We start from the raw sequence: 23862 nt of genomic DNA on the forward strand, positions 1-23862 counted from the left end.
TTCACCATTAGGATAAAAAAAGACTATAGGCAAACTCAAATTGCTTTGAATTTGTCTACAGTCAGAAATAATTTTTACAGCTTGTTGATTACTGCATGCAAAGTTTCTTTTAACTCTGCATCATACTTAGAAAGGTCAACAAGGTTACCTAAGCGCTCACGTAATACAGGACGCTCAATGACTAATTTCTCGTCAAGTACTTTTACTAATAATTCAATAATAAGACGGTCACGAACATCTAACGCTTCTTCTAAACGCTCTGGTGTAATTTTCGCATCATTTTTTGCTGCATTTGCCATTTAAAAAAACCCCTTTTATTTTATATTCATGCACATCTATTTTAGCATACCGCCTAATTTTTTTAAAAACTTTCTTTTACAATACTATACAGTAATTTACAGTTTACACATTCCATGTTTACGTTGTCATGTTATATTTTATAGTATGAACAAAATACACGAAATAGTAACAATTATTCTGACAGTCACCATTCTCTTTATAATGTTTTTTTCATATTCTATAAAATAAATATTATTTTTAAATAAGTAAATGGAGGAATAGCATGAACCAAAAGCATTATACGTATATGCAACTTGTGAAAGCTGTGCCAAAAACTTTACAATTATTTCTTAACGTATGCCTTGTATTATTAGCTCTTATATTAGCCTTCCTGCTTATGAAAGAACTAATTGAATTTCTACACATCTTATTAGCAGATGGTACTGGTGATTATAAACTTTTCCTCGCAAATATTTTAATTTTCTTCTTGTATTTTGAATTTATTACGATGATTATTAAGTACTTTAAAGAGGACTATCATTTCCCTTTAAGATACTTTATTTATATTGGCATAACTGCCATGATTCGATTGATTATTGTGGAGCATGATCATCCTATTAATACTTTAATCTATTCGCTTATTATTTTAATTTTAATTATTAGCTATTTCATTATCAATATTACTCCATTAGAAAGACCTGTTCGATCATCGATTCTTTTTAAAAAGGAGTAGAAAGTTCCTCTCCTATTATTAAAAGGCTGTCAATTATCAGCGACAAAATACGGTTGTTCAACGGCTATGTAATAAGTCAACGGCAACTTGCCTACACCACCTAATGATCCCATAGACCATAGTAGTCAATAGCAGCTCATTGCTGATATTAATCGTTCTGGGACGCTTTCTCTCGCCCTGGATAGGTGCCCATCACATATTTACATCCTTTAAAATGTCATCTTCCTGAAGTAATTTCGTTACCATTCGCATTTACCCCTCCTGTTTTCCAAAATAATTTTGGTTTAGTCCCTTTGCTTTTACATTATTTTACGCATCTATTAATAACATATATTACCACAGGACTTTTAATACTGTATGATAAAAGGAAAGTACCATAAATAATGCGCTTGCCTCTCAAGCCGCATGCATTCTTTAACGACAAATTATCACTCTCTATACATTACGCTGTAAAACAAGCACAGTATCGAAGTTTGCCCCAAAAGATTATGTAACAGTATGTATAGCTCTGTCTTTATTTAACTTCTAACGATGTTGTAAGAGCTATATACATTACTTGAGGAGGATGAAAATGCTGAATCTAATTGATGCCTATATTTATGAAGTGACGAGAAGGATTGCGAAAAATAAGCGAAATGCGATTGAGCTTGAGCTAAAATCGACAATTGAGGATATGTTACCAGATCATTATTCAGAATTAGAAGTTAAAGAAGTGCTAATGAAGCTTGGAGACCCTGCAAAACTTGCTGTGAACTATCAAAATGGCCCAAAATATTTAATTGGTCCTGAATTATACAATACTTACATTCAGACAATGAAATTGATTATTCCCTGGGCAATCCTTATTACATTAATTGTTCACCTTGTAAGTAGTGTTTTTTCATTTCCAGAACAAGGAATATTTTTGACTACAATTATCAAAGCATTTACTACAACAATTGTCAGCGTTATTGGCGTAGTGTTACACGTACTTTTTTGGGTTACGATTACATTTATTATAGCCGAGCGCTATAGTGCCACTAATATTCAAATTCCATTTATTACAAGGAGCAAAGAATGGACACCTGAAGATTTAAACAAAGTTATCGTAAGCTCCAAAAGCAATAACATACCCCTAAGTGATATTATATTTAGCTTTTTAGGTATAGCCTTTTTTTCTTTCATATATTTTAACGCTTCTCGTCTTATCGGAATTTACTCATCTGATGACAGAATTGGCTTAAAATTTGTCATGCCCATTTTTAATCAAGATACCCTTTTGTCCTTTAAACCCATTATTTTATGTTGGATTGTATTAAGTTTTGCCTTAACTCTATATAGATGGAAGGTTCGGCAATGGACCATGCCAATTGCCGTCACAAGTGCACTTCTTCAATGTTTCGGCACCATTGTTTTTATAGTCATGGCAAACCAGCCTGACCTTATTCATAGTGCAGCTATACCATATATGGCAGCTATTATGGAAACCACATCTACAAAGATTATGGTAACATTAGACCGTATACTGTTCGTTTGTATTGTTATTACCATTCTAGCAAGTGCTTTTGATATTTATAGTGGTTTTAAGAGGGCTAAATCAAATAAAAATGAAACTTTTTTTAAAAAATAGGTTAGAGAATCGATGAAATAGGGTATAAGTTTAGTTGTTATTATTTCTCTTCCATTGACGACTTTCACCTATGAAAAACATAGTCCCCTCTATAACATAATAACGCAAACTTAATACCTAGTAATATATACCTTAATTTCATTAAAATACCGTTATTATCTAATGTTTTGTATAATAATGATATTAAGAGTATTTTTAATACAATTTATAATCTGCACTTCATCAACGTTCAAGCAGAATAAGGGGAAATAAACTATGACAATTCTTCTTGTAGATGACAATCAAGTCAATCTATTCGTAATTGAAAAAATTTTAAAGAATGCAGGCTATGAAAACTGTGTTTCTCTTTCATCAGCTTATGAACTTTTTGACTATCTTCAATTAGATGCTAAAAATCCAGCAGGTAGTTCAGTAGAGTTAATACTTTTAGATATTATGATGCCTGAAGTGGATGGTATTGAAGCTTGTAAACGAATTAAACAAAATGAAAAATTAAAAGACATTCAAATTATTTTCGTTACAGCATTAGAAGATAAAACCAAGCTGGCTGAAGCACTCGATATCGGAGGGGTCGATTATATTACAAAACCCATCAATAAGACGGAACTTCTTGCAAGAATTCGCGTTGCCCTACGATTGAAGGCTGAATTAGATTGGCATACAAAACAAGAAGCAAAAATCAAATATGAATTAGATTTAGCTACACATGTACAACGCAGTTTGTTAAGTGCACCTTTACATGAAGATAATATTCAAATAGAGGTTTCCTATCTACCATCCTCTAATTTAGCAGGCGATATGTATTATTGGTATAAAATTAATGATCACCGCTACGCCATCATTTTGCTTGATATGATGGGTCACGGTATATCAGCTGCACTTGTTTGTATGTTTATTTCATCCGTCCTACGAGAAGCTGTTAAACAGCTCGTGGAGCCTGAGCTGGTTATAAAGGAACTAAACCGTTATATGACACTGTTACAGAATGCTAAGGAAGAAAATATTCATTACTTCACAGCTATTTACATAGTGATTGACACTGAACAAAAAATGATTGAATACGTAAATGCGGGTCATCCTTCTGGCTACGCTCTTGTTGATGAAAAAACATTAGTTCCTTTAAATCAAGGAAGCTGTGCTGTCGGTTTCTTTGAGGAAATTAAGGTAGAAAAGCAATTTATCCAATATCAAAAAGATGTACAAATTGTTTTATATACTGATGGTGTTTTAGAGGCGATGGGTCCTTGCGAAATAGAGTCTGAAAAACATTTGCAAACGCTAACATCCAGTAAATGGAATTATACGCAATGTCTTATTGATAACCTGCTTCCGAAAGAAAAACAAACAAACCAACCAGACGATATGTGTGTATTAATGATTCAAGCACAGGCATTAAATTAGATAGCGACAAATACAAAAATCCGCATACACTTCTGCCAATGACATGCATTAAAGCAATGTCAAAGTAGAAAGTATAGCGGATTTTTTATTTTCACTTATTAATCTAACTTTTGATAAATTTTCTCAATGGCTACAGTCTCTTTATAGTTCGAAATAATGGCTTCACAGCGAAGCGTCTCCTTATCTCCTAAGCATAAAAAGCCATTTGGACTTAGGCTCTCGTAAAACAAATGATGTACTTGGCTTTGTAATACAGGAGAAAAGTAAATTAATACATTGCGACATATAATTACATGGAATTCATTAAATGATTGATCCGTCACTAAATTGTGTTGTGCAAAAATAATGTTTTTTAATAGTTCAGGATGGAAATAGGCATATTGATAATCCGTCTTATAGTATTCTGAAAAAGCATGGCTCCCGCCTGCAAGCATATAATTTGTTGTATATGCTTGCATTTTCTTAATGGAGAATGCGCCCCTCTTTGCCTTCTCAAGCACATGCTCATTCATATCTGTTGCGTAAATCACCGCTCTATCTATTAGTCCCTCTTCCTGAAGTAAAATCGCCATTGAATAGACTTCCTCACCTGTTGCACATCCCGCATGCCATATTCGGATTTCTGGGTACTGCTTTAAATAAGGAACAACTTCTTTACGGAAAGCTTTAAAGAAGCTAGGGTTTCGAAACATTTCCGTTACGTTAATTGAAAAATCATTTAATAGCTGCTCCAAAAAATCTTCTTCGTGTATAACCTTTTCCAGTACACGAGAAATCGTTGGAATATTACTAACCCTCATTCGATTGTATATTCTACGAGAAATAGAAGATTGATTATATTGTCGAAAGTCAAAACCTGATAAACGATAGACTGCTTCGAGTAGTAACTCAATTTCCATATTCGCATGCTTATTCATTTGCTGCTTTAGCTCAAAATTTTGGAATTGATTATCCATACTGTTCTAACTCCCTTTAGAAACTAGCCATACGCGTAATACCGATTCTAATTGATCTAAATTTAATGGCTTACTAATATAATCAGAAGCTCCCGCCTCTAAAGATTTATCACGATCCGTTTTCATTGCTTTCGCCGTCAAAGCGACAATAGGTAAATCTGTAAGCTTCATTTTTGTTCGAATGATAGACATCGTTTCATATCCATCCATATTTGGCATCATGATATCCATGAGAATAAGATCTATTTTATTATTCGTTTCCATAATCTCTAAACATTCTAATCCATCTTTTGCAACGAGAATATTCATGCCCCTCTTTTCAAGAGCTGCTTTCAAAGCATAAATATTGCGATAATCATCATCTACAATTAATATATTTTTCCCTTGGAACATATCAACTTCCTGTGTAGAGACAAGATCGTTTTCACCCTCTTGCTCCTGTAGCTCTTCTACTACTTCAGGAGCTTCTAGAGTAGCCACTACTTCGACAATAGCAGAATCAATCGTCGGCGTATTATTTAAGCCATTCGGTAAACTTGGAATAGTAAGCGAGAAGCTACTGCCCTTTCCTTCTTCACTTTGTAATGAAACCCAACCACCTAGTAATTTTGCAAACTCTCTACAAATGGATAAACCTAGCCCTGTTCCACCATATTTTCTTACAGTAGCACCATCTGCTTGCTGGAATGATTCAAAGATTAACTGATGTTTGTCCTTTGGAATACCTATTCCTGTGTCAGTTACTGTAATTTCAAGCCATTCCGAGCTTACATCTTGCATATTCGTTGATAACTGTTCAAGGTCAAGTTGCTTGATATCTACATGCACATAGCCTTGTTCTGTAAATTTTAATGCATTTGATAATAAATTTTTTACAACTTGCTGGAATCTCTTTTCATCTGTATAGAAAATGTCAGAAACATTTGCTGCCTTCGATATTTGCAATTCTAGATTTTTTTTCTTTGCTACTGGAGCAAAGATTTGCTCTATTTGTGTCGGCATTTCACTCATGTTCACTTCGTCGAAAATAATTTCAATTTTCCCAGCCTCGACTTTTGATATATCTAAAATATCATTAATTAATACGAGTAAATCCTCACCAGATGAATGAATAACTCTCGCAAATTCCATTTCTTCTTCTGTTAAATTATTATTACCATTCTCAGATAACATTTCAGATAATATTAAAATGCTATTCAATGGTGTTCGTAATTCGTGAGACATATTAGCTAAAAATTGAGATTTATAATTAGAATGTAATACAAGTTGCTCAGAACTATCTTCTAATTCTTTTTTAGCTTTTTCTAACTCTTGTGTTTTAATTTCAGCATCTTTTGTTCTTTCCTCTAGCTGTTCATTAATCATTGTTAGTTCTTCTGTTTGCATTTGTAATTCTTCCGATTGCGTTTGTAGCTCTTCAGATTGAACTTGTAACTCCTCTGTCATAGCTCTCGATTCATTTAGTAAACGTACAATTTCCATGCGGCCTAAAATGCTATTAACCGTTAGACCAAATGTTTCAATTACTTGATTTACTAATTCTTTCTGTAGCGCTGTGTAGCTAGTCATTGTCGCTAATTCTACGACAGCTATCACTTCATCCTCGAATATAATCGGGAAGACAAAAATGCTCTTCGGTGGCGCTTCTCCTAAGCCTGTGCCTATTAAACGATAATCCTGAGAAATATCACTGTTTATGAAAACTCGTTTTTCCTGTGCACATTGGCCAATTAAACCTTGTCCAATTTTAAATTTCTCTATCCCAACATTATCTCCAGCATCTGCAAATGCTGCTTTCTTTACAAAATGGACATCGCCATTATGCATTTCCCTAACATAAAATGCTCCAAATGAAGACCCTGTCTTGTGCGACATTTCGGAAAGGAAAGTTTCCGCCAATTTCGTAATAGCTGAAATACCTTGATATTTAGTCACAATTTCAGCAAGATTGGCTTGCAACCATTCTCTTCGTTCAAATGTATCCAGCAACTCATTTGTAGCGTCTGCAAGATCACTGATTTCATCGTTAGTTTTCACATAAATTCTAGTTTTATAGTCTCCCTTAGAAGCCGCCATCACTTTAATTGTTTGTGTGACTTCCTTCATTGTTTTAACAATTGACCGTGAAATCCCACTAGCAATGACGATTGAGATAAGAGATACAAGTACTAGTATGCCGAACAAGCCAGATGTTAAATTACTATTTTTCTTATCCAGCTGCTTGGCCTTACTTTGTGTTAACGTATTCTCGTCTAAACGGAAAGAATCAAACTGATTGCGCATCGTTTCCATATCTTTACGACCAACGTCTACTTTGAAAAATTCATTTAATGCTTCCGTATTATTTTCTTTTTTCAATCTTATTGTCGGTTCCCCAGAAGTTGCAATCCAATGCTCAATCGTTACTTTAATAGCATCTAACTTCTCCTGTTGGTTACCCCTATCTTCTAATAGCTGATATAGTTCATTAAAATCAAGCTTCCAATTTTCCTCGGCATTATTGTAAGGTTCTAAGTAGCTCGAATCACCGGTAATCATATAGCCTCGTTGGCTCGATTCCATATCTAAAATATATTTTTCAATACGATTAGTAAGTGTTTGTACTTGTGAATCATATTTAATAATGTGATTTCTTTCCTGTTGTAGGGAAGTAATTTGATTATTTAATATAATCACAGATGCAAGTAAACAAAGAATAATAACTACATAACCGAGGATAATCTTGGTACGTATACCCATTTTTATCTTTTTATACATTTAATCCCCCTACTTTTTTTACTGTCATATTGTTATATTAACAGTATAATGGTGGAATTGAAATTAACAGATTAAATTTACTTAGTCCAACTCTAGTTGTTTTCCCTAGAACAACCATACATAAAACCCCACAGAGAGGAAGTTTCAGCTAATCTAATTAATCGAAATTTCCCTACGCGCGCACTGCGTTTATTTTCAGAATTGTTTCCGTGCCTGTCACTTATTTATTATTTTAATATAAGGGGAGAATAACTGTGGACATATTTGTAAGGCCTGGTGATTCACTGTGGTATTTCAGCGAGTTATACAAGATACCACTTCAACTAATTATAGACTCCAACCAAAACATCAACCCACAACGACTTCAAGTTGGACAACGCGTTCGAATTCCTGGTTTTGTTACAACTGGCTATACAATTAAACAAGGAGACTCTTTGTGGCAAATTGCCCAAAGTCAAAATCTACAGCTCGATGCCATTTTGCTTGCAAATCCTGATGTTCATCCAAATCGACTGCAAATTGGCCAAACAATCCAAGTCCCTCAAAGGCTTACTTGGCGGCTCGTTAACGGTAAACAAAACTACGACTACAACATTATGATAAATGATATTGAAAAGCTACTAGCTGCCTACCCATTTCTTCAAAATGCCTCCATTGGCAACTCCGTTTTAGAGCGTCCAATACCCGAGATTCTTATTGGTAAAGGCTCAAAGCGCATACATTACAACGGTTCATTTCATGCCAATGAATGGATTACTACACCGATTATTATGACATTCCTAAACGATTATCTACTCTCACTAACAAATCAAACGACCATTGGAGGGCTCTCCACATGGCCCCTTTACGAGCAAACAACACTTTCTATCGTACCGATGGTTAATCCCGATGGAGTTAATTTAGTTCTCAATGGCCCACCAGATAATGAAGCAATTAAAAATAAACTTATTACTTGGAACAATGACAGTACAGATTTTTCTGGATGGAAGGCGAATATTAATGGTGTCGATTTAAACGACCAATTCCCTGCAAAATGGGAGCTAGAAAGTGCCCGTAATCCTCAATCACCTGGACCACGAGACTATGGAGGAGAAGCACCGTTAACTCAGCCTGAAGCAATCGCCATGGCCGATTTAACGAGGAAAAGCAATTTTGCTTGGGTTTTAGCTTTCCATACACAAGGTAAAGTCATCTATTGGGGTTTTGAAAATCTCGAACCACCTGAATCACAAACGATGGTGGAGGAATTTAGTCGTGTAAGTGGCTATGAGCCTGTTAAATCAGCCAATAGCTACGCTGGCTATAAAGATTGGTTCATACAGGATTGGCGCAGACCTGGGTTTACCGTGGAACTAGGTAGCGGCACGAACCCGCTCCCAATCAGTCAGTTTGATGAGATTTACGAGGAAGCTTTAGGGATTTTCCTAGCTGGCCTATATTTGTGACAATCAAATACTTCTAAACATCAAAAGCCGAACATGCGGGATACTTGTCCTTCATTTTCGGCTTTTGTATTTTGTAAAAATTTTTCTAAAAAGCAAACAAATATTACTTTGACAGACAGAGTAATATTTGCTAATATTACTCCATCAGATAGAGCAATAAAAGTTAAGTAGGTGACTTATGGTTCGAAGTGACATTATTCGTGGACATTTGGACTCCATTATTTTACGGCTAATTTTAGAGAAGGATCGTTATGGGTATGAAATTTCCCAAGAAATAAGCGTCCGTACAAATAATCGTTTTCAAATTAAAGAAGCAACTTTATACGCAGTGTTTCAACGTTTAGAAAAAAAAGAAGTAATTGAAGCCTATTACGGCGATGTTTCACATGGAGGCAAACGGAAATATTATCGCATTACCACATTAGGCAAAGCTTATTTAAGCGAGCTTGTTAAAGAGTGGACGGAAGTGAAGGAAATTATTGACTTATTTATGGAGGGCTTAGAATGAAAAAAATCAAACATCATATTGATGAGCTATTTAAAGACATGCCACGCAATAATGAAACCGAAATGGTAAAACAAGAAATCATCGAAAATCTAGAGGAAAAAGTATTTTATTTAATGGAGCAAGGAAAAGATGAAGAGGATGCCATTAATAAAGCAATCGTTGAATTTGGAGATATTGACGATTTAAAAAAGGAATTAGGCGTTAAAGCACCAGCAAAGAAAAGTATGGCGAAGTTAAACTTAGAATTTTCCTTATGGGGAAGTGGCTTAATATCAGCGTTCTTTATTTTTATCAATCTATATTACACACCAAATACAATCTGGGCAATCTATCCGATTTTCGCAATATTATGGTGGCCGCTTTCAATGTATTTCGTATGGTCCCGTAAGAAATGGAGTGAGTAAAATGAAGCATTACATTAGTTTTTCAGTTGTCGGTAGCTTGATGACTATGCTGTTTTTAGGAATTGTCAATTATTCAACAACACCTAACACAATATGGTTTATTTACCCTTGCTTATTGTTATTACTATGGCCTATCACTCTATATTTCATGTCAAAAAAACTATATAAACAGTATGCTGTCATTTGCAGTGCCATGGTCATTGCCTTCCTTATTATTGAAAATCTTTTATATACACCGCAGCATTTATGGTTCATATACGCCATTTACCCGATCATATGGTGGCCTATTCTTATGTTTTTAGAGGAAAAAGCTAAATCTATGAACATTGCACTTATTGGCTGTGCAAGCACAATCATTTATTATTCAATAACTAATTTCATTATGTCCCCTCAATATCCTTGGGCAATCTACCCTGCCTTTTTAGTTATATGGTGGCCTTTATCACTATATCACGCTAAGAAAAAGTCATTTGTTGCATTCTCAGTTTACGCTAGCATACACATCAGTATCTTTTTTATTATCGTCAACATCGTTTCCTCACCAGGCGTCATTTGGGCTATCTATCCAATCTTCCTAGTTCTGTGGTGGCCACTAAGTATGTATTTTTATGTTTATAAAAGAAGGCTTTATAAAAGCTCGACAATGTAAGGCATTATGCAATCACTCTCGTAGTAGCCTGTCCCTATTTAACAAAATACGATTAAAGGGAATGTACGTTATGTATAAACAATTAGCCATTCTAAAAATTTTCGCCATGACCTTGCTGATGCTATTCACAACCTGTAACGACGTTGTTTTTGCAAACAGTGAGAATGTTACAGATAAAGCTCTTAATATTTCTGCTATCGATGCATTTATGGCAAAAGAAATCGAGAGATTAAACATTCCAGGTGCTTCGCTTGCTATCGTTAAGAAAGACCAAGTTGCATATTTGCAAGGATATGGCGTCTCTAGCCCAGATGGCACACAAATGACACCGCAAACACCTATTGTTATAGGATCAGTTAGTAAGTCATTTACAGCACTTGCCATTATGCAGCTTGTAGAGCAAGGGAAAATTCATTTAGACGATTTAGTATACATCGTGCTACCAGGATTTCAACTTGCAAATAAAGAGCAATCTAACAAAATAACGATTCAACACTTACTAAACCAAACGAGCGGTCTTTCTACATATGATGGTCAAGTAGCGATATCGCACGGAGATAAAACATTAAAAGAACATGTACAAAGCTTAGAAAATATCAATGTGACATCACCTGTAGGCGAACACTACGAATATTCGAATTTAAATTACAGCATTTTAGGTGCAGTCATAGAGCAAGTAACAAATACACCCTATAAAGAGTATATGAATGAATTTATTTTCAAGCCGCTCGACATGAACAATAGCTATGCTGATCCAAAAGATGATATTAACAATACGATCGCACACGGCTATCAAACCGTATTCGGCATTAAGGTACCAACAGAGCAATTAATCCATGACGGCACCGTTCCTTCTGGTTACATTATTTCTAGCGCAGAAGATATGGCTAATTACATGGTGGCACAATTGAATGAAGGTCACTTTAATGGAAAAAATATTTTGTCAGCAAATGCCATGAATGCTCTGCATCAACCTTACTCACTCGTTGCGCATGATACCTATTATGCTATGGGTTGGGAAGTAACGAATGATGCCATCTCCCACAATGGATGGACAGAAAACACTTATTCAAAAGTGTTGTTAGATGGGGATTACGGTATTAGTCTTCAAATCAATGCTATGGATTATTTTAATTTAAATGAATATGATGCCATAGTTAGTGGCCTTAACAAACTTGTCCATCATGAACAACCTTCTAACACCAAAAGAAACCCTTTTATGAAATATATAATTTTTGATTTAATTTTTGTACTTATCATTGTATTAATTACACGTTCTATTTATATAATTTTTAAACATAACAATCATAAAACATCAATTTTCCGAACAGTTGTTAATTGGTTCTCTCTCATTGTATTTAACTTTCTAATTCCTTTATTTATCTTAATTGGATTCCCCCAATTATTTGGTCCACTATCTACGGTAACATTATTTGCGCCTGGAATAGGACATTTATTATTTATAATACCTATACTTCTTTTAATGGTGGGTGTCATCTTATTCGGAAAACTACTGTTAAAGAAACCTAACGCAGATGTAAATGCGTTGCCTTGATGTTATTCACTTAACATACTTCATATACTTACTATATAATTTAATTAGTAAATATTTTAATAGGCTGTGATCAATTGTTAAAAAATAATCCAATGCAAAATGTAGAAGTGATAATGCGAGAAATGCTTGAAATACAACAAAAGTCGATGATGTTTGTTAATCTGCTATCAGAAGGTGAATCATTATCGCAAAATCAGCTAATCCTACTCCTTCAGCTAAAAATTAACGGTGGTATGAAAGCAACGGAAATTGCAGATTTCTTTAGCGTAACTCCTGGTGCTGTTACGTCTATGTGCGATAAACTAGAAAAATTAAATTTATTACAACGAGTTCGAGAAAATGAGGATAGACGTGTCGTAAACATGGTATTAACAACTGATGGAGAAACAAAAGTCCATGATATATTTTTGAAATTCCCACAAGAAAAATTAGCCGATATAGCAAAAGTGTTAATTGAAGTGAATCAATTAATGCAAAAGATTTTTTAAGATTTCAAGCAAATTAACTACAGACTGTAAACAAATTCGAAAAGCTTCGAATCTTGTCTACAGTCTTTTTCATTTCTAAAATCCCCTTTCTTGAACCTATGTCCACACTCCCATAGAAGTTAAAAAAATGAAAATCCTTTTTTCCTTCATTCACCATAAACATTTTTTGTTCTTGACAAATTAAAGCGACATATACTTTAATTAATATATGTTTTAATAATTAAAATATATATTAATTAAACCAAAGAGGTGATTACTATGTCTAAGGAACCTATACAAAAGCAACATAGTATGACGATTACGAGCGGCACTATTAATGATTTAGCACCTACTTGTCAACATTTAAAGATTCGCGGAGCTGTTTCTTTTCATCGAGAAATTCGATTAAAAACAATCTCTACCCATGGGCACAGCTCATTCCATTCGAGTGTAATTGCGCATGTTTTAAAAAATACAGGCTCTTGTGTGATGAAGGATTATTGTGAAATTGCTGAGGTCACAAATGCAGGGAATTTAAAAATACGTAATGGTCAATTTTCGCCTATTAATAGCTCAGGAAAACTAACAATTGAGCAACAGCTACAAGTGCAACAGTTTCAAGCAATTGGCTTTATTAAAGCACAAGAAATACATGCAGCACATTTTCATTTAAAGTTATCAGGAGCAAGCGAGATTGACCGCTTAATTGCAGATGAACTAACGATAGAGAAGGATACCTTTTCAATTTCAATCCTTAGAAAAAAACTTCATTGTCACTCGATAACAGGAAAACATTTGCGTCTTACCTATACAAATGCGGAGGTCGTGGAAGGAGATGTTGTTGTAGTGGGCAGTCATTGTACAATACAAACGCTTTATTACACAAAAAGTTATTCTATTTCCCCTAATGCGAAAGTGCAGCAGGTTATTCGGAGGGAGCAACGATGATAATAATACGTGGATTTTTTTGCTCGTTAGCACTTTTGGTTCTCGCTGTGCTCTACGTAGGGCTAGTTGTCAGTGCTTTAATAGCAATACTTGCTGGCATTTTAAGGACTGTAGGTGTGGATCAAATAAATATGAGTATTTGGCCTGGCGTTGATGTTCCAGTCATTCTCAGTCTCCCTTTAGCACTTGCTGTGTCGGGCTTACTGTTTTATTGTTCGCTTTATGTAAAACGTTCCATAACATTTTGTTTCTCAATGCTAAAAATCTAGAGCTATAAATGATAAAGAGGTTCAAATTTAACACCCTATTGTTCGAACCTTTTCTATCACTTTTTTTCCTTTATAACTAATTCCTAATTTTTATTTCCCCTGATTTGCAATGCTTGCTTATTTGTTACTATATGGAAAGACATAAAGAGTGCAAATACAAGTCCGACTACACCAAAAATAACTGCAACTAGCTGTAAAGAAAACCAGTCTGCTAATATACCTAAACTAAAGGTCAGCACAATTTGTATAACACTTTGAACAAGGCTAACAGAACTGCCGAATCGCCCCATTAAATTGGGCGGGATATTTTTTTGATAGACCGTATCGTACCCAGTATTGCTGAATGCCATAAAAATGCCTAACGTGATAAAGCAACACGTAGCAAACCAAATATTGCTTGAAGCATAGAAGCCCGTATAGGATAACATCGTGCAAGTAAGTCCTACCCCTACATAGGTAGCGATCGAAAATTTATGTACTAAAACCATCGCCAATAAGCCACCAACAATAGCACCAACCCCCGCAATACTCACTAATACACCGTAAAGACTATCCGAAGCAGATAAAACTTTCTTTATAAAAGTCATTTCCTGAGAATCTAATGCAAAAGCAACCATTAGCGCAATTTGATAGGACATAAAAAATTTCAGGAAATTCCGTTGCTGCAATATAAAAGCCCAAACTACTTTAAAATCAGCTATAATCACGTTGAGTGTTAGCACTACACGCTTCTCTTTTACTTCCTCTTCTATATTCGGCAAACGTGCAATAACCCACGCACAAACAAAAAAGGTCACACTGTTAATCCATATAGCGATACTTATATTAAAAACAGCAATAAGGACACCTGCGATTGCAGGACCTAACATAAAAGAACCAGAATTTAAAGTGCCTAACAATGCATTAAAACGTTGCTTATCCTCATCGCTTACGTATTTTGCAATATAATATGTACTACTTGGCCCGAAAAAACTACTTGCAATATTCGCTAAAAATAACAAGCTATAAATAAGCCAAATAGACGTCATAAATGGCATAAGGAAAACGATGATCCCACGTATAATATCCATTGCTATCATAATATTTCTCTTATTCGACCGATCAATGATTGAGCCTGCCACAAAATTGGTCAATATGCGTGCAATCGGGCCAACAATAAAGATACCTGCAACTGCTGTTGCAGAATATGTTAAATGCCAAACCATTAAATTTAATGCAACGAGATAAATCCAATTTCCAAGATAAGAAAAGCCAAATCCCCCTAATAACATTCCATATTTCCGAATCATCCCCACCGCAATCCCTCCTTTTTAATATTTTACCATTTACTTCTAAATATTATGGATAAAGCCATTCGAATTTTTTACTCATCCTTGCAAACTCTCTATAAATTCATTACAAGATCATATCTAAGAGTTACATAAAATCATTCTATGTTGCTTTTCCTTCACTTTTCTTACTATAAAACTATACAAGAAAGGTGGTGCTTCGATCGTGGACGAACAGCTTTTATTCAGTACGGTGTTTATTGCAGGGATTCTGTCTTTCCTTTCTCCTTGTATTGTCCCTTTACTACCTGTTTACTTTTCAGTACTTTCAACCAATGCAAGTGGTGTCACTATACAACACAGCTTGCCTCTATTTAAATGGCAAGTGAATCTACATTTAGTTTTTAAGACAATCATTTTTGTTTTTGGTCTTTCTACAAGCTTTGTCATCTTAGGATTTGGCGCTGGTTTTCTTGGTGCATTTATTAATACAGACTGGTTTATCGCCATATGCGGTGCAGTCGTAGTGTTACTCGGCCTACATCAAATAGGTCTATTGAAAGTAGCTGTGCTTCATAAAGAAACAAAAGTACGACTGAGTAGAAGCGATAAACGTGATTTACTTGGTACCTATTTATTAGGGCTCACGTTTAGTATGGGCTGGACACCTTGCATCGGACCTATTTTAGGGGCGGTATTAGGATTATCAGCAAGTGAGGGGCAAGCAGCTTACGGGGCACTTATGATGTTTTTCTATGCACTCGGGCTATTAATCCCCTTTTTACTTCTCGCTATTTTCTCTGATTTCCTATTACGACATGTAAAAAAATTGAATAAACATACGGAGAAAATCAAAGTTATCGGTGGGCTTATCATTATTTTTATGGGCATTGTCTTAATGACAAATAATTTAAATCTGTTACTTACGTTCATTCCACAATAAGAAAGGAGACTTAACATGTACAATTTTAAACTGCTCGTTATTATGTTAGCAGCAGTGTTTCTTTTGGGTGCATGTGCGGGGGATTCTACATCCTCTACGAAAGCGGCAGCGAAAAACGAAGGGACTATCGCTCCATCTTTTGAATTAGTTGATACAAAAGGTGACACTTACAATCTTGCTGACTATAAAGGCAAAAAAGTATATGTGAAATTTTGGGCTTCTTGGTGCTCTATTTGCTTAGCAGGATTAGAGGAATTAAATACACTGGCTGGTGAAGAGCAGGATTTTGTTGTTTTAAGCATCGTATCACCCAATTTCAATAATGAAAAAAAGCGTGATGCATTTATTAAATGGTTTAATGGTGTTGAAGGTACATCCAATATTAAAGTGCTATTAGATGAAGATGGTGCAATCGCGAAACAATACAATATACGAGCCTATCCAACGTCGTCCTATATTGGCTCAGATGGTAAACTCATTCAAACGCTCCCTGGCCATGTAAGCAATCCACAAATTATTGAGAAATTTAAAAGTATCCAATAATAAAAGGAGGTAAATTTAATGAATATTAAACTATTCGGCGTATTATTTAGTATTTTATTATTTTTATCAGCATGCTCGGTCAACAATTCTTTGTTAACTAGTCGTGCAAGTACAGCCCAAGCAGAATCGAAATATCCACCAAACCCAAACGTTAACTTAAATTTTGATACAAATAATTTAAAAGATATTTGGCTTGCAGGTGGTTGTTTCTGGGGTGTAGAAGCATATATGGCGCGTGTATATGGTGTTTATGATGCAGCGTCAGGTTACGCAAATGGCAATACAGAAAATCCAACATATGAAGATGTTATTTGGCGGAACACAGGACATGCGGAAACCGTTCATGTTCGTTATGATCCCGAACGAGTTAATTTAGAAAAGATTTTAACACATTTCTTCCAAATTATTGACCCTACCTTATTGAATCAGCAAGGAAATGACCGCGGTATACAATATCGTACAGGTATTTACTATACAGATGAAGCAGATAGACCCATTATTGATCAGGTAGTTGCAAAAGAACAAGAACGCTATGATGACCCGATTGTTACTGAAGTCGAGCCACTTAAAAACTTTACACTTGCAGAAGAATATCACCAAGATTATCTAGAAAAAAATCCAGATGGCTATTGCCATGTAGAGTTTGATTCATTGAAAGATCAAGAAATGCCATCCCTTATCGACCCAGCGCTATATCCAAAGCCAAGTGATGAGGAAATTAAAAAAATGTTAACAAAAGAGCAATATCGAGTAACACAAGGTAATGGTACGGAAATGGCTTATTCTAATGAATATTGGGACAACTACGACCCAGGTATTTACGTTGATATTGTCACAGGTGAGCCACTATTTTCATCAGCGGATAAATACGACTCTAGATGTGGTTGGCCAAGCTTTACTAAGCCAATCGATCCAGCAGTAGTGCGAGAGTTCGTAGATACTAGCTATAATATGATCCGTATTGAAGTGAGAAGCCGTACTGGCGATAGTCATTTAGGACATGTGTTTAATGATGGACCTATTGATCGCGGTGGTTTGCGTTACTGTATCAATAGTGCTGCAATTAAGTTTATTCCACAAGCTGAAATGGAATCTGCTGGTTATGGTTACTTAGTACAGCTAACTAAATAACTAGTGCCAGGCACTGACACAATTCTGAATCTTTATAGCTCAACAAGTAGTCCTATTTATGACGAGCGGCACAAGTAAAAATCCACAAAAATTTTCTGTGGGAACAATACACGACATAAGCCGCAACAATCCGCGCAATAGCGAAGGTTGCGGCTTACGCTGTGCCCGCGAAAAAGCACAGTGGATTTTTACGAAAGTGCCAGGCACTGACACAATTAAAAATCCTAGCACTGCATGCAGTCCTATTTATTACTAGCCAAGTAAAAATCCACGTAGACTCCTGCGGGAACAGCACACGATGTAAGACGCAACAATCCGCGCGACAGCGAGGGTTGCGGCTTACCCTGTGCCCGCGGAAAGCGCAGTGGATTTTTACGATTTAGATATTATTTTTTTGCGTGCTTGGAGTTACTAATCGAACAGTCCCTTTAAGTATTTGTTCTCAAAGAGGTGATATGATGTACAAATTATTAGTGGTCGATGATGAAGCGATTATTATAAAAGGAATTCGCTCATTTGTTAACTTTGAGGAGCTTTCCATTTCGGAAGTATTTGAGGCATCAAATGGAGAGACCGCACTTGAAATTTTTAAAAACCACCATCCTGATCTCGTTTTAGCTGACATTAATATGCCGAAGATGAATGGCCTCGATTTTGCCATTTCAGCAAAAACAATTAAACCGAATGTAAAAATCGCTATTATTACTGGTTATGATTATTTTGATTATGCTGTAACGGCATTAAAGGCGGGCATTGATGATTACGTCTTAAAACCCGTTTCTAAAAAAGACATTCAAGAAACGTTAAAAAATCTGATAGCAAAGATTCAAGCAACACAAAGTCAACATGAGCTATCTCGTCTTGTGGAAGGCCTTTTGAATGAAACAAATATAAATAATGACATGGGCTATAAAGCGAAAATACAAAAAGAAATTGACCGCAATATTGCAAACGTCGATTTTTCATTAAGTTATTTAGCAAAAAAAATGGCACTCAGCAATTCTTATTTAAGTAGCTTATTTAAGAGCCTATACGGTAAAAACTTTCAAGATTATATGCTATCAATCCGCTTAGATAGAGCAAAAATTTTTTTGCTTAGTACAGATATGAAAGTGTACGAAATTGCAGCGGCAGTAGGCTTTGAGGACCCCAATTATTTCAGCGCCACATTCAAGAGGAAATTTGATATTTCTCCAAATCAATTTAGAGAGAAAATGAGAGAGTAGCGATGAAGAAATCAAATATATTAAAAACTTTACGCATGCAAATTGCCCTTCATTATTTAAAAGCGAGTGCACTTATTTTATTATTAATGGGCATTATTTTGTATTACAGTATTTCTTCTGTCGTGTTAAGTGAAGCAACCTCTAGCACGAAAACGGCCGTTGAAAAGAGCGGTATGTATATTGACCTCTATATCGATCGGCTCAAAGCAGTATCTGGTTTACTCGCTGAAAATCCTCAGCTTGTAACGTATTTTTCGAGTGCAGAGCGAGACCCTACTATTAAACAGAATGTATTGTCCTTGATTCAAACAACGATGGCAACGGATCGATTCATTCAATCGGTAGTTATTGTTAGTAAAGACGGGCAAGTCCTATCCAATGAAAAGGGCCTAATTATGAGTATGTCGAGCAATATGATGAAGGAACAATGGTATGTGGCAGCTGTTAATAATGGCAGTAAGCCTGTACTGACATCTGCACGCATGCAACACTTTTCAATGGATAAAGATAACTGGGTAATCTCGATTAGCCGCGAAATTAAAAATGCTGAAGGTCAAAATATTGGTGTTTTGCTTATCGATATTCAATATAAAGTTATCGAAGACTTTTTAGCTAACTTAGATTTAGGGAAGAATGGTTTTTCTTTTATTATGAATGACAACGGCGAAGTCGTATATCATATGGATACCGCGTATTTTGAAAATCATTTGAAACAACAACAATTACAGCAAATTATCACCAATCAAGCGGGCTATGATAAAGAAAAAAATACGTTGACGCACACCTATATGCTGAACAATGCCGACTGGACCTTTGTTGGAGTCTCTTCCCAAGACGGGCTATTAATGATTAAAAGGCAACTGCTCGAAATCTTTTTATTAGTAGGCATGATTCTTTTTATTATAGCTGCTTTTAGTGTTGCTTTATTTGCAGGACGAATCACGATACCTTTCCAACGTCTAGAAAAAGCAATGCAAAATATCGAGCATGGCTTAAAAGAAATACCAATCGATGAAAAAGGATGCTTTGAGGCACAAAGTTTGGCAAAACATTTCAATAGTATGATTGTGCAAATTGAAAAATTAATGCAGGAAATCACGGAAAAGGAAAAACACTTAAGAGTAACAGAAATTAGTGCGCTTCACAGTCAAATCAACCCTCATTTCTTATACAATACTTTAGATACAATCGTTTGGATGGCAGAATTTAATGACAGTGAGAAGGTTATAGAAATCACAAAAGCACTTGCTCAATTTTTCCGCTTATCGCTTAGTGGCGGGAATGAAATGACAACCGTAGAAAATGAATTGCATCATGTTCGTCAATATTTGTTTATACAAAAAGAGCGTTACGGAGATAAGTTAAATTACAACATTGTCTGTGATCAATCCATCCGAAATGTACGAATGCCTAAAATTCTTTTACAACCAATTGTTGAAAATGCTTTATATCATGGTATTCGAAGTATCCCTCATAATGGACATATTCATATTAGTGCAATAGCGAGTGGTAAAGATGTGGAGCTAATAGTCCGAGACAACGGACAAGGCTTTAACGTTAAACAACTAAGTACGGATACTACCGAGAAGCGAACTAAGCTTGGTGGGGTTGGCATTCAAAATGTAGATCAACGTATTAAGCTATACTATGGTTCTAACTATGGAATTACAATTAATTCAAGCCCAACAATCGGTACGACTGTCACAATTAAAATTCCACAGGAAATAAATTAAAATGGCTAAACAGTTTTTATTAGGCATCAAGAAGGTCATACGCTTGATGCCTATTATTATAGGGCAACTTCTACAGGAAAATCGCAAAAGCAGTAATCTGTATTCATTATAAAAAAAGAACTAAGGCTTCCACCTTAGTCCTTTAACTCAATGAATTGAATAGATGTCAAATACAAACTAGTGCCATGCAGTTCGCTCACTTACTGGTTGCTGGGTATCGGTTTTCCCCCGTGCTTCAGGAAAGTTATTTGCTTGAGCGGATGTTGCATCAATATCGAAATCAGATCCAAACTCCTCTTTATAGAGCTTTTTACCGTTTTGATTTACTTCTCGTTTTTTCGCACTATGCTTGTCCCGAACTTTTGCATTGTTACAATTTGTGTTTATATTTGACATAGCCATCCCCCATTGATTTTATTGAAAAGTAATAAAACAGTTAATCTCTGTTCAAATACTTTTCATCATAAAGTTTGGCCAACCTCATGCGTTTTTATTTATAAAAAGGGTCATGTAAGCTGAAACGTTTTTAAAACATGTTAGCTAAATAAGATTGCAAAGATTTAGGTAACATTTGAAAGAATAGTCCCTCATATTTAATATCGAGCAGACCCGCAATAATTATGATAATAACGATGAATGCTAAAAAGGGTTTCTTATTTTTAGAAATCCAATTCAAAAGGCTCCCCTCCTTAGAAAAATTACGTTTTAGTCCATGTTTAGTATATAGTGATTTGTGAAAAAAATATATTATTCCTTTTTATAATGACATTAAGCTAAAACATATACTGTCACCCATAAATGTTTTGTGACATAGATTAAAATGACATGGTATTAAAAGAAGGTTACTTCGCTAATGACACAAAAAGTCACCTTCAATAATTGATTAAACTTTTTTAAGAGAGGAATGGCTATGGTAAATTTTAATTTTTTTCAGGGCACAGTTACACAGATAAATGATTTTGCAGTCGGGCAAAACGGTGAAAGTGAAGGATGTTATACGTTAATGACAGTAGAAAATGGTGCAGGCGGCATTGTTAATTTTGTTATTTCGCCTTCTACTTATTTTGTAAATCAAGAGGTCGTAAGCCGTGGTGATCGTATTGTTGGCTATTATGATGCAAATGCACCTGTCCCGTTAATCTATCCTCCACAATATCAAGCACTGATCATTGCTAAAGAAAATAGCTATCAAAATGTAAAAGTAGACTTTTTTAACTCCCAATTATTAAGTAGTGATGGTCAATTACAATTAAACCTTGCTCCATACACGCCGATTTTGCTTAGAAATGGGCAGCCTTTTTCAAAGAGCCCTGCAAATCGTACTCTCATTGTTGTGTATGGACCTACGACAAGAAGCATTCCTGCACAAACTACGCCACATGAAGTCATTGTTTGGTGTTAAGCACCTAAAAGGGTGTTCCTTTCTAATTGCTCCTCAATAGTAAAAATCCACTGCGCTGTATAGAAGCACAGTGGATTTTATCTATTTTAAACAGTTTGAAGTTTATACTTTTTTACTTCAGGAGGAATCGGACATACATATTCCTCCCCGTTTCGTTGTTCAATTAATTCTAGTTTCGCCTTTTCAAGAATTTCTGGGTTTTGTAGTACTTCAATAGCAGTTGCCGCCATAACTTTACCAGCATGTAGCATGCCTTTATGTGCAATTGACGTTTTACCTGTTGAAACAATCTGCCAAGTATGAAGCGGTGTTCCTATCGGTTCACATGCCACCATACATTGTACGGTTGGGACAACCCAACTAACATCGCCAACATCACTCGTACCTGGTAATATTCCGTTAGATGGAATAAATGGATCGATAACATGTGCCAAATCTTTGCCTTTTAGTTCTTTATTCGCCTTAATATCTTCTTTTTTATCCGCCTCCGATAAAGTTGCACGGATGTCCTTCGCGAATTGTTGTTCCTTTTCATCATACTGTGGAACACCTAGGGCAACAAAGTTATCATGCATCACTTTTTCCAATGTATTATTCGGCAATATATCAGAAGCTGCAGAAGCAAAATCAATTTCAACTTGCGTACCAGTCATAAGAGCCGCTCCTCTTGCGACATCACAAATACGTTGATAAATTTCTTCTGCCTGAGCTACGCGTGGTGCACGAATGAAATACAATACATCCGCCTTTTCTTGTACAACATTAGGTGAAACACCACCTGTATTTGTTACAGCATAATGAACCCTTGCTTCAGGAATAATATGTTCTCGTAAATAGTTAACTCCGACATTCATAAGTTCAACTGCATCGAGTGCACTTCTACCAAGATGAGGGGTACTAGCGGCATGAGAGCTTTTCCCTTTAAATCTAAAGGAAACTTCATAGCAAGCAAGTGATGACATGGACCAGACAGAATTGCGAGACCAAGGATGCCAGCATACAGCAAAGTCTACATCATCAAATAGTCCCTCTCTTACCATAAAGGTTTTACCACTACCGATTTCCTCGCCAGGGCATCCATAGTATCGAACAGTGCCTTCAAGATTGTTTTCCTTTAAATATGAACGAATTGCGATGGCCGCAGCTAATGCCCCTGTACCAAGTAAATTATGTCCACACCCATGTCCATTACCATTCGTGACTTCTGGATTGTACTGAATATCTCCACCAACTTGACTTAAGCCCGTTAGTGCATCAAATTCACCTAATACAGCAATAATCGGCTTCCCTGTACCATAACTACCAATAAAGGCAGTATCGATATTGCCTACTCCCTTTTCTACAGTAAAGCCTTCTTCTTCTAAAGTGTTACATAATAATTGTGCTGATTGGAACTCTTCAAATCCTGTTTCTGCATAACCCCAAATTTGATCACTTACAGAAATTAATTTTTGTCTTTTTTCTTCAATAACCTTTGATAAAATAGTACGATAATCCATTTCATTCACCCCGTTAGAATAATATTTTTGTTAGAACTTTATTAAGCTCAAAATCCTAACAAATGCATCATACTTCCCTATTATTTCGCCATTTCACCTCAGCAAAATGGCGAATAAAGAAAAGAGTCAACGCTCTA

The 23862-nt window shown here is 35.5% G+C and carries 24 protein-coding genes; 17 read left to right on the forward strand and 7 right to left on the reverse strand.

All coding sequences use genetic code 11. The features are described 5' to 3' along the window. Positions 1-74: 74 nt before the first annotated feature. Entirely contained in the window at positions 75-299 is a 225-nt protein-coding gene (locus FH508_RS23350) for a phosphate-starvation-inducible protein PsiE (RefSeq protein ID WP_173479212.1), read from the reverse strand. A gap of 263 nt (positions 300-562) precedes the next feature. On the opposite strand from FH508_RS23350, the gene psiE reads away from it, so the two are divergent. From psiE to FH508_RS23365, 3 genes are all read left to right on the forward strand, one after another. Continuing rightward, positions 563-1012 carry a phosphate-starvation-inducible protein PsiE gene (psiE, locus tag FH508_RS23355; protein ID WP_173479211.1) on the forward strand — a complete coding sequence of 150 codons (450 nt, stop codon included), beginning with the start codon at positions 563-565 and terminating at the stop codon, positions 1010-1012. Positions 1013-1583: 571 nt separating this feature from the next. Beyond that, positions 1584-2621, forward strand: a complete 1038-nt coding sequence (locus FH508_RS23360) for a hypothetical protein (protein WP_228134206.1) — start codon at positions 1584-1586, stop codon at positions 2619-2621. A 255-nt stretch (positions 2622-2876) separates the two neighbouring features. Then, positions 2877-4022 carry a SpoIIE family protein phosphatase gene (locus FH508_RS23365; RefSeq protein ID WP_173479210.1) on the forward strand — a complete coding sequence of 382 codons (1146 nt, stop codon included), beginning with the start codon at positions 2877-2879 and terminating at the stop codon, positions 4020-4022. A gap of 98 nt (positions 4023-4120) precedes the next feature. Here FH508_RS23365 and FH508_RS23370 read toward each other — a convergent pair whose 3' ends face one another. Next, entirely contained in the window at positions 4121-4978 is an 858-nt protein-coding gene (locus FH508_RS23370) for a CheR family methyltransferase (protein WP_173479209.1), read from the reverse strand. 6 nt (positions 4979-4984) lie between these two features. Continuing rightward, positions 4985-7735, reverse strand: a complete 2751-nt coding sequence (locus tag FH508_RS23375; protein WP_173479208.1) for an ATP-binding protein — start codon at positions 7733-7735, stop codon at positions 4985-4987. 254 nt (positions 7736-7989) lie between these two features. Here FH508_RS23375 and FH508_RS23380 point away from each other — a divergent pair, with 254 nt between their 5' ends. From FH508_RS23380 to FH508_RS23415, 8 genes are all read left to right on the forward strand, one after another. Beyond that, on the forward strand, positions 7990-9180 hold the full coding sequence (locus tag FH508_RS23380; RefSeq protein ID WP_173479207.1) for a M14 family metallopeptidase: 1191 nt from the start codon (positions 7990-7992) through the stop codon (positions 9178-9180). A 178-nt stretch (positions 9181-9358) separates the two neighbouring features. Next, positions 9359-9688 carry a PadR family transcriptional regulator gene (locus FH508_RS23385; protein WP_173479206.1) on the forward strand — a complete coding sequence of 110 codons (330 nt, stop codon included), beginning with the start codon at positions 9359-9361 and terminating at the stop codon, positions 9686-9688. Further along, entirely contained in the window at positions 9685-10092 is a 408-nt protein-coding gene (locus FH508_RS23390; protein WP_173479205.1) for a permease prefix domain 1-containing protein, read from the forward strand. Before FH508_RS23385 ends, FH508_RS23390 begins: the two co-directional genes overlap by 4 nt. A 1-nt stretch (position 10093) precedes the next feature. Beyond that, positions 10094-10741 carry a hypothetical protein gene (locus FH508_RS23395; protein WP_173479204.1) on the forward strand — a complete coding sequence of 216 codons (648 nt, stop codon included), beginning with the start codon at positions 10094-10096 and terminating at the stop codon, positions 10739-10741. 70 nt (positions 10742-10811) lie between these two features. Then, positions 10812-12296 carry a serine hydrolase domain-containing protein gene (locus tag FH508_RS23400; RefSeq protein ID WP_173479203.1) on the forward strand — a complete coding sequence of 495 codons (1485 nt, stop codon included), beginning with the start codon at positions 10812-10814 and terminating at the stop codon, positions 12294-12296. A gap of 74 nt (positions 12297-12370) precedes the next feature. Then, on the forward strand, positions 12371-12784 hold the full coding sequence (locus FH508_RS23405; protein ID WP_228134207.1) for a MarR family winged helix-turn-helix transcriptional regulator: 414 nt from the start codon (positions 12371-12373) through the stop codon (positions 12782-12784). A 258-nt stretch (positions 12785-13042) separates the two neighbouring features. Next, entirely contained in the window at positions 13043-13711 is a 669-nt protein-coding gene (locus FH508_RS23410; RefSeq protein ID WP_139860158.1) for a hypothetical protein, read from the forward strand. Then, complete coding sequence (locus tag FH508_RS23415; protein ID WP_139860156.1) at positions 13708-13980, forward strand: hypothetical protein; 273 nt, start codon at positions 13708-13710, stop codon at positions 13978-13980. Before FH508_RS23410 ends, FH508_RS23415 begins: the two co-directional genes overlap by 4 nt. A gap of 83 nt (positions 13981-14063) precedes the next feature. Here the strand turns inward: FH508_RS23415 and FH508_RS23420 are convergent, their stop codons facing one another. Next, positions 14064-15269, reverse strand: coding sequence for an MFS transporter (locus FH508_RS23420; RefSeq protein ID WP_217270331.1), 1206 nt, complete (start codon positions 15267-15269; stop codon positions 14064-14066). A gap of 205 nt (positions 15270-15474) precedes the next feature. On the opposite strand from FH508_RS23420, the gene FH508_RS23425 reads away from it, so the two are divergent. From FH508_RS23425 to FH508_RS23445, 5 genes are all read left to right on the forward strand, one after another. Then, entirely contained in the window at positions 15475-16191 is a 717-nt protein-coding gene (locus tag FH508_RS23425) for a cytochrome c biogenesis protein CcdA (RefSeq protein WP_228134208.1), read from the forward strand. Between the two features lie 15 nt (positions 16192-16206). Continuing rightward, the gene (locus FH508_RS23430; RefSeq protein ID WP_139860151.1) at positions 16207-16734 is read left to right on the forward strand and encodes a redoxin family protein; all 528 of its coding nucleotides are present in this window, start codon (positions 16207-16209) and stop codon (positions 16732-16734) included. An 18-nt stretch (positions 16735-16752) separates the two neighbouring features. Continuing rightward, positions 16753-17865 (forward strand): peptide-methionine (R)-S-oxide reductase MsrB, encoded by a 1113-nt coding sequence (msrB, locus tag FH508_RS23435; protein WP_173479200.1) that lies wholly within the window; start codon positions 16753-16755, stop codon positions 17863-17865. Positions 17866-18320: 455 nt separating this feature from the next. Further along, the gene (locus FH508_RS23440; protein WP_228134209.1) at positions 18321-19091 is read left to right on the forward strand and encodes a response regulator transcription factor; all 771 of its coding nucleotides are present in this window, start codon (positions 18321-18323) and stop codon (positions 19089-19091) included. 2 nt (positions 19092-19093) lie between these two features. After that, positions 19094-20824, forward strand: coding sequence for a cache domain-containing sensor histidine kinase (locus FH508_RS23445; RefSeq protein ID WP_173479198.1), 1731 nt, complete (start codon positions 19094-19096; stop codon positions 20822-20824). A 177-nt stretch (positions 20825-21001) separates the two neighbouring features. On the opposite strand, the gene FH508_RS23450 is transcribed toward FH508_RS23445, so the two are convergent. Both FH508_RS23450 and FH508_RS23455 read right to left on the reverse strand, forming a co-directional pair. Then, positions 21002-21220 carry a hypothetical protein gene (locus FH508_RS23450; RefSeq protein WP_173479197.1) on the reverse strand — a complete coding sequence of 73 codons (219 nt, stop codon included), beginning with the start codon at positions 21218-21220 and terminating at the stop codon, positions 21002-21004. A gap of 130 nt (positions 21221-21350) precedes the next feature. Further along, complete coding sequence (locus tag FH508_RS23455) at positions 21351-21500, reverse strand: hypothetical protein (protein WP_173479196.1); 150 nt, start codon at positions 21498-21500, stop codon at positions 21351-21353. Between the two features lie 234 nt (positions 21501-21734). Here FH508_RS23455 and FH508_RS23460 point away from each other — a divergent pair, with 234 nt between their 5' ends. After that, complete coding sequence (locus tag FH508_RS23460; protein ID WP_173479195.1) at positions 21735-22226, forward strand: hypothetical protein; 492 nt, start codon at positions 21735-21737, stop codon at positions 22224-22226. Between the two features lie 86 nt (positions 22227-22312). On the opposite strand, the gene FH508_RS23465 is transcribed toward FH508_RS23460, so the two are convergent. After that, on the reverse strand, positions 22313-23725 hold the full coding sequence (locus FH508_RS23465) for a M20 family metallopeptidase (RefSeq protein ID WP_173479194.1): 1413 nt from the start codon (positions 23723-23725) through the stop codon (positions 22313-22315). Positions 23726-23862 lie beyond the last annotated feature (137 nt).

The sequence above is a fragment of the Lysinibacillus sp. CD3-6 genome (genome assembly GCF_006351725.2).
Lineage (GTDB): Bacteria > Bacillota > Bacilli > Bacillales_A > Planococcaceae > Lysinibacillus.

Excerpts from the sequence above, each read along its gene's own strand:
- FH508_RS23350 (WP_173479212.1), bottom strand. The coding sequence starts at position 299 with ATGGCAAATGCAGCAAAAAATGATGCGAAAATTACACCAGAGCGTTTA.
- psiE (WP_173479211.1), top strand. The coding sequence starts at position 563 with ATGAACCAAAAGCATTATACGTATATGCAACTTGTGAAAGCTGTGCCA.
- FH508_RS23360 (WP_228134206.1), top strand. The coding sequence starts at position 1,584 with ATGCTGAATCTAATTGATGCCTATATTTATGAAGTGACGAGAAGGATT.
- FH508_RS23365 (WP_173479210.1), top strand. The coding sequence starts at position 2,877 with ATGACAATTCTTCTTGTAGATGACAATCAAGTCAATCTATTCGTAATT.
- FH508_RS23370 (WP_173479209.1), bottom strand. The coding sequence starts at position 4,978 with ATGGATAATCAATTCCAAAATTTTGAGCTAAAGCAGCAAATGAATAAG.
- FH508_RS23375 (WP_173479208.1), bottom strand. The coding sequence starts at position 7,735 with ATGTATAAAAAGATAAAAATGGGTATACGTACCAAGATTATCCTCGGT.
- FH508_RS23385 (WP_173479206.1), top strand. The coding sequence starts at position 9,359 with ATGGTTCGAAGTGACATTATTCGTGGACATTTGGACTCCATTATTTTA.
- FH508_RS23390 (WP_173479205.1), top strand. The coding sequence starts at position 9,685 with ATGAAAAAAATCAAACATCATATTGATGAGCTATTTAAAGACATGCCA.
- FH508_RS23395 (WP_173479204.1), top strand. The coding sequence starts at position 10,094 with ATGAAGCATTACATTAGTTTTTCAGTTGTCGGTAGCTTGATGACTATG.
- FH508_RS23400 (WP_173479203.1), top strand. The coding sequence starts at position 10,812 with ATGTATAAACAATTAGCCATTCTAAAAATTTTCGCCATGACCTTGCTG.
- FH508_RS23410 (WP_139860158.1), top strand. The coding sequence starts at position 13,043 with ATGTCTAAGGAACCTATACAAAAGCAACATAGTATGACGATTACGAGC.
- FH508_RS23415 (WP_139860156.1), top strand. The coding sequence starts at position 13,708 with ATGATAATAATACGTGGATTTTTTTGCTCGTTAGCACTTTTGGTTCTC.
- FH508_RS23420 (WP_217270331.1), bottom strand. The coding sequence starts at position 15,269 with ATGATTCGGAAATATGGAATGTTATTAGGGGGATTTGGCTTTTCTTAT.
- FH508_RS23430 (WP_139860151.1), top strand. The coding sequence starts at position 16,207 with ATGTACAATTTTAAACTGCTCGTTATTATGTTAGCAGCAGTGTTTCTT.
- msrB (WP_173479200.1), top strand. The coding sequence starts at position 16,753 with ATGAATATTAAACTATTCGGCGTATTATTTAGTATTTTATTATTTTTA.
- FH508_RS23440 (WP_228134209.1), top strand. The coding sequence starts at position 18,321 with ATGATGTACAAATTATTAGTGGTCGATGATGAAGCGATTATTATAAAA.
- FH508_RS23445 (WP_173479198.1), top strand. The coding sequence starts at position 19,094 with ATGAAGAAATCAAATATATTAAAAACTTTACGCATGCAAATTGCCCTT.
- FH508_RS23450 (WP_173479197.1), bottom strand. The coding sequence starts at position 21,220 with ATGTCAAATATAAACACAAATTGTAACAATGCAAAAGTTCGGGACAAG.
- FH508_RS23460 (WP_173479195.1), top strand. The coding sequence starts at position 21,735 with ATGGTAAATTTTAATTTTTTTCAGGGCACAGTTACACAGATAAATGAT.
- FH508_RS23465 (WP_173479194.1), bottom strand. The coding sequence starts at position 23,725 with ATGGATTATCGTACTATTTTATCAAAGGTTATTGAAGAAAAAAGACAA.